Annotated in this window: 5 protein-coding genes; 3 read left to right on the plus strand and 2 right to left on the minus strand. The window is 62.9% G+C overall.

Translation table 11 applies throughout. The features are described from left to right. Together JWR89_RS23850 and JWR89_RS23855 are read right to left on the minus strand one after the other, a co-directional pair. Positions 1-587 (minus strand): DNA cytosine methyltransferase (locus tag JWR89_RS23850; RefSeq protein ID WP_299720672.1); only part of this gene is annotated, 587 nt, incomplete at its 3' end. Next, the gene (locus JWR89_RS23855; protein ID WP_299720673.1) at positions 584-1,708 is read right to left on the minus strand and encodes a tyrosine-type recombinase/integrase; all 1,125 of its coding nucleotides are present in this window, start codon (positions 1,706-1,708) and stop codon (positions 584-586) included. The genes JWR89_RS23855 and JWR89_RS23850, both read right to left, overlap by 4 nt. A 218-nt stretch (positions 1,709-1,926) precedes the next feature. Here JWR89_RS23855 and JWR89_RS23860 point away from each other — a divergent pair, with 218 nt between their 5' ends. The 3 genes from JWR89_RS23860 to JWR89_RS23870 all read left to right on the plus strand — a co-directional run. Continuing rightward, a complete protein-coding gene (locus tag JWR89_RS23860; RefSeq protein WP_299720674.1) occupies positions 1,927-2,700 on the plus strand; it encodes a MotA/TolQ/ExbB proton channel family protein in 774 nt (257 codons plus the stop codon). 32 nt (positions 2,701-2,732) lie between these two features. Further along, entirely contained in the window at positions 2,733-3,563 is an 831-nt protein-coding gene (locus JWR89_RS23865) for a flagellar motor protein MotB (protein WP_299720676.1), read from the plus strand. A gap of 152 nt (positions 3,564-3,715) precedes the next feature. Then, the coding region (locus tag JWR89_RS23870; RefSeq protein WP_299720677.1) for a KUP/HAK/KT family potassium transporter at positions 3,716-4,073 on the plus strand (358 nt) is incomplete at its 3' end.

Below are 4,073 nucleotides of genomic sequence, written 5' to 3' on the forward strand. Positions count from 1 at the left end.
CGGTCCATCCGATCGGCAGGCCCATCAAGAACTCGAACTGCTCGGGCGTAATTTCGCGGCCCCCAAAGGCCAACACATAGCGCCTGCAGCTTGGCCACTTCTGCATCGATGGCGCCGTGAAGTTCGCCTTCCGCGTCGGGGTGTGCAACGAGCCACCAACGATTTCGGATATGGTCTGCCCCTGCGTCAGCCCCTGATATACGGCGGTAGTACGTTGGGTAGCCAAGTCCATTGAGACACCGAGCCGCGTAGGCGATTGCCTCTTCCTGGACGTTTTCGGCAATGACCCACTCGGGCCGGACGCGATCAATGATGCGCTGCATGTCGGGCCAGAGGTTCTCGGCGACGCGGCGTCCTCGAGAGGCGGTGCTGAAAGGCTGGCACGGGAACCCGCCGCAGATGCCGGCGACAGGACCGAAGGCGTTAAGGGTTCGAATGTCGGTATGGCACGGGATGTCAGGCCAGTGCTTGGCGAGCACGCCGCGGCAGAAGGGATTGATCTCGCAGAAGGCGGCATGCCGCATCCCGGCTCGCTGCATTCCGAGAGCAAAGGCGCCAATTCCGCTGAAAAGGTCGAGGACATTCATGCGACCCCCGCTGGAGGGGTTCCGCGCTCCGCATCCATGACCGTCTCGGCGCCGCGGTGGGCGGTGCGCGCGGCCTGCACTTTAGCCGCTGTGTTTTGATAGTCGCCGCGATTGTACCGCTGAGTCATCGCGATATCGGAATGGGTCGCCATCTTCTGAATGGCCTCTCCAGGGATGCCCGCCTCGAAAGATTCTGTGATGGCGCCCGATCGCGAGTCCATGTTGCGGACGTTTTTGGGGATACGGGCATAGTCGGCGACGATCCGCCACTTGCGGCGAAACTCAGCGGCCGAATACGGCATGCCCGTCGCCTCGCAGCAGATGACCGGGTCGCGTGGGTGGATCTGGCCCGGCTCGATGTGGTTGGTGATCTCGTCCATCACCATCGGCGAAAGCTTGAGGTCAACAGCGACCGGCTTCAGCCGCTTGCTGGTGACGTGGCGGAAGATCAGGTTCTCGTCGATCTCGCGCCACCACATCCCGCGCAGCCACTTCTGGCCGCGCCAGCGGATGATGGATTCTCCGGGTTCGCTCTCCGGCACCCATTCCCCCACGCAATCTTTCTGGCGGAGCATCAGTTCGAACTGAAAAGCCTGCGCCAGGGCGATGGAGTGCCAGCCGATCGCATGCGCCCAGTGGCGGACGCCGTTCGCCTGGTCGGCGGTCAAGCGGACCTCACGCGCCGGGGCCATCGGGAACCGCATCGCTGCTTCGCCCAACGTCGCGCTGAGGCGCCGGCACTCGCCGCAGCTCAGAAGGGCAAAGCCAAACCCGAACAGCGTCCGCAGTTGCGAGATGAAGGCATGGGCCATGGCCACCTTGCCGTCGCCCTGCCAGTCGGTATGCCACTGCGTCAGGGTCCGGCCGGAGATATCGGCCAGCGCGGTCCCGCCGTGGCGCTCATCGACCCGTCGCAGCAGCGCGGCATGGTTCTGCCGGATGGCGTACCGGAGCTTGTGGAACCGGGAGAGCGGGTCGTGCTGGTAGGCGAAGATAAGACCGCTCAGCGTCGGCTGAATCGATGGCTGGAGAGGGGTCTCGATTGACCGCGGCGATTCCTGAGCGTTGCCTGGCCAGACGACGATCTCGCGGCCGGCGATAGTGTCGGTAAATTCAGTCATTTTGCGCCCCAAGGACTAGACACCACCCCTCCAAAGCCCAACAAACGCAGTGGGTAGGGAGGTGTCTATTGATCCTGTTAACCGGTTGTTAATGCTTATTTTTCCGGTAACCGGTCCTTAATGGCGCTGCCGCTACGGTGTGAAGCGCGCTCCGATTTGGGACGCGCCGCCGTCCAGGACGGACAGTAGTTCGCGTACGCATAGCGTCGGAGTTTTCCATGGATATCATGACGGGCGCAGGGCTCCTTGGCGGCATAGCCGTCATCGCGCTGATGGTGTTCATGGGCGGCGATCTGCACATGTTCATCTCCGAGCATGCCATGATCATCATCTTCGGCGGGTCTATCACCGCGACCATGATCCGCTTCCCGCTCGGTGTCATGCTGCACGGCCTGCCGCTCGGCGCCAAGTTCGCCTTCACCATGAGCCGGCTGTCGGCGCGCGATCTCGTCGACGAACTCGCGCGCATCGCCGAGATCGCTCGGAAGCAGGGGCCCGTCGGCCTTGAAAAGGTCGAGACCAACGAGCCGTTCCTGGCCAAGGGCATTCGTTATGTCGCCGACGGCTACGACCTCGAATTCATCCGCGACAATCTTGAGCGCGACCGCGACAACTTCCTGATGCACCTCAATGAAGGCAGCAAGATCTATCGCGCCATCGGCGACTGCGCGCCGGCATTCGGCATGATCGGCACGCTGATCGGCATGGTGCAGATGTTCTCCAACATGTCGGATCCCTCCAAGCTCGGACCGTTCATGGCGACCGCGCTGCTGGCGACGCTGTACGGCGCGCTGGTCGCCAACCTGTTCTGTCTGCCGATCGCCGACAAGCTGCACGGCAAGCTGCTCGACGAAGAGACCAACCGCACGCTGATCATCGACGGCATCCTGATGATCCGCGACTCCAAGAGCCCGACGCTGGTCCGCGAAATGCTGCTGGCCTATCTGCCCGAGAAACATCGCCACGAAGAAGGCGAGCCGGTCCCTGCATAAGCGACCGCTGAAAGCGCTCGGAAAGCACCTCGATGGCGAAGAAAAAACGCGAAGAAGCCCATGGCGGTCACGGCTGGTTCGTGACCTTCGCCGATCTGATGGCACTGATGATGAGCTTCTTCGTTATGCTGGTGTCGTTCTCGACTCAGGACACGCAGAAGCTCAAAGTCGTGGCGGGCTCGATGCGCGAAGCGTTCGGCGTACAGTCGGACGCGCGCTATTCCGGTGTCATTGAGTCCGACGGACTGCCGACGCGCGGCCAGACCAAGAACGTCGGTCACGTCAATCCGGACGAGTCGTCCAACGTCACCAGCCCGGACGAGAACAACTCTGCCGGCCGGCCCAAGGGCGCCAAGCTGAAGATGGACCGCGAATTTGCGCTGGCGTCGGCCTCGTTGCGCCAGGCGCTGCAGGACATGCCGGAAATCGCTGAAGTCTCAAAGAACATCATGTTCGAGGAGACCACCCAGGGTCTCAATCTCGAAATCATCGACCAGAACGGCCGCTCGATGTTTGCCGACGGCTCCAAGGTGCCTTACGAGCGCACCCGGCAACTGCTGCAGAAGCTGGCTCTGCCGTTGAAGGCGACCCCGCTGCGGGTCTCAATCGTAGGGCATACCGCCGCAGGCTTCGTTCCCGCGCGCAGCGAATACGACGCCTTCGATCTGTCGGCGGATCGCGCCAATGTGGTGCGCCAGATCCTGGAGCGCGAGGGCCTGCCACCGGCTCACGTGTTCTCGGTGTCGGGCAAGGCCGACAGCCAGCCGTTGTTTCCCGACGATCCGATGATGGCCGCCAACCGCCGGGTGACCATCACCTTGATGCGCGAAGACCCGCCGCTGCCGCCAAACCTCAAGCCGTAAGCGCGTCAATTCATTTTTTTGACGCTCCACCTGAAAAATGCCGGTTCCGAAAGGGCCGGCATTGTTGCTTGGTGCTATGGTCTCACGGTTGACTGGCTCGTCCCGGCGCGCGATAGGCGGGATCAAAATCACCAACAGGGCGTTCCAGGGACATGGCCTTCAGCGAAACATCGACCGAAGTGCCAGCTGAGGCCCCGATTTCGACTGGGTTTTGGCAGCTGACACTCGGCAGTATCGGGGTGGTGTTCGGCGATATCGGAACCTCGCCGCTCTACGCCTTCCGCGAAGCGGTCGCCGGGGCCTCACACGGCGCCCCGGTCACGCGCATTATCGTGCTCGGCGTCTTGTCGCTGATCCTGTGGGCGCTCTTCATCGTCGTCACAGCGAAATACGTGCTGCTGCTGCTGCGCGCCGATAACAACGGCGAGGGCGGCACGCTGTCGCTGATGGCGCTGGGCCAGCGCGCGCTGGGGCGGCGGAGCTGGCCGTTGCTGGCGCTCGGCGTGGTCG

It is taken from the genome of Tardiphaga sp., from assembly GCF_028290785.1.
In the GTDB taxonomy this organism is placed as follows: domain Bacteria; phylum Pseudomonadota; class Alphaproteobacteria; order Rhizobiales; family Xanthobacteraceae; genus Tardiphaga.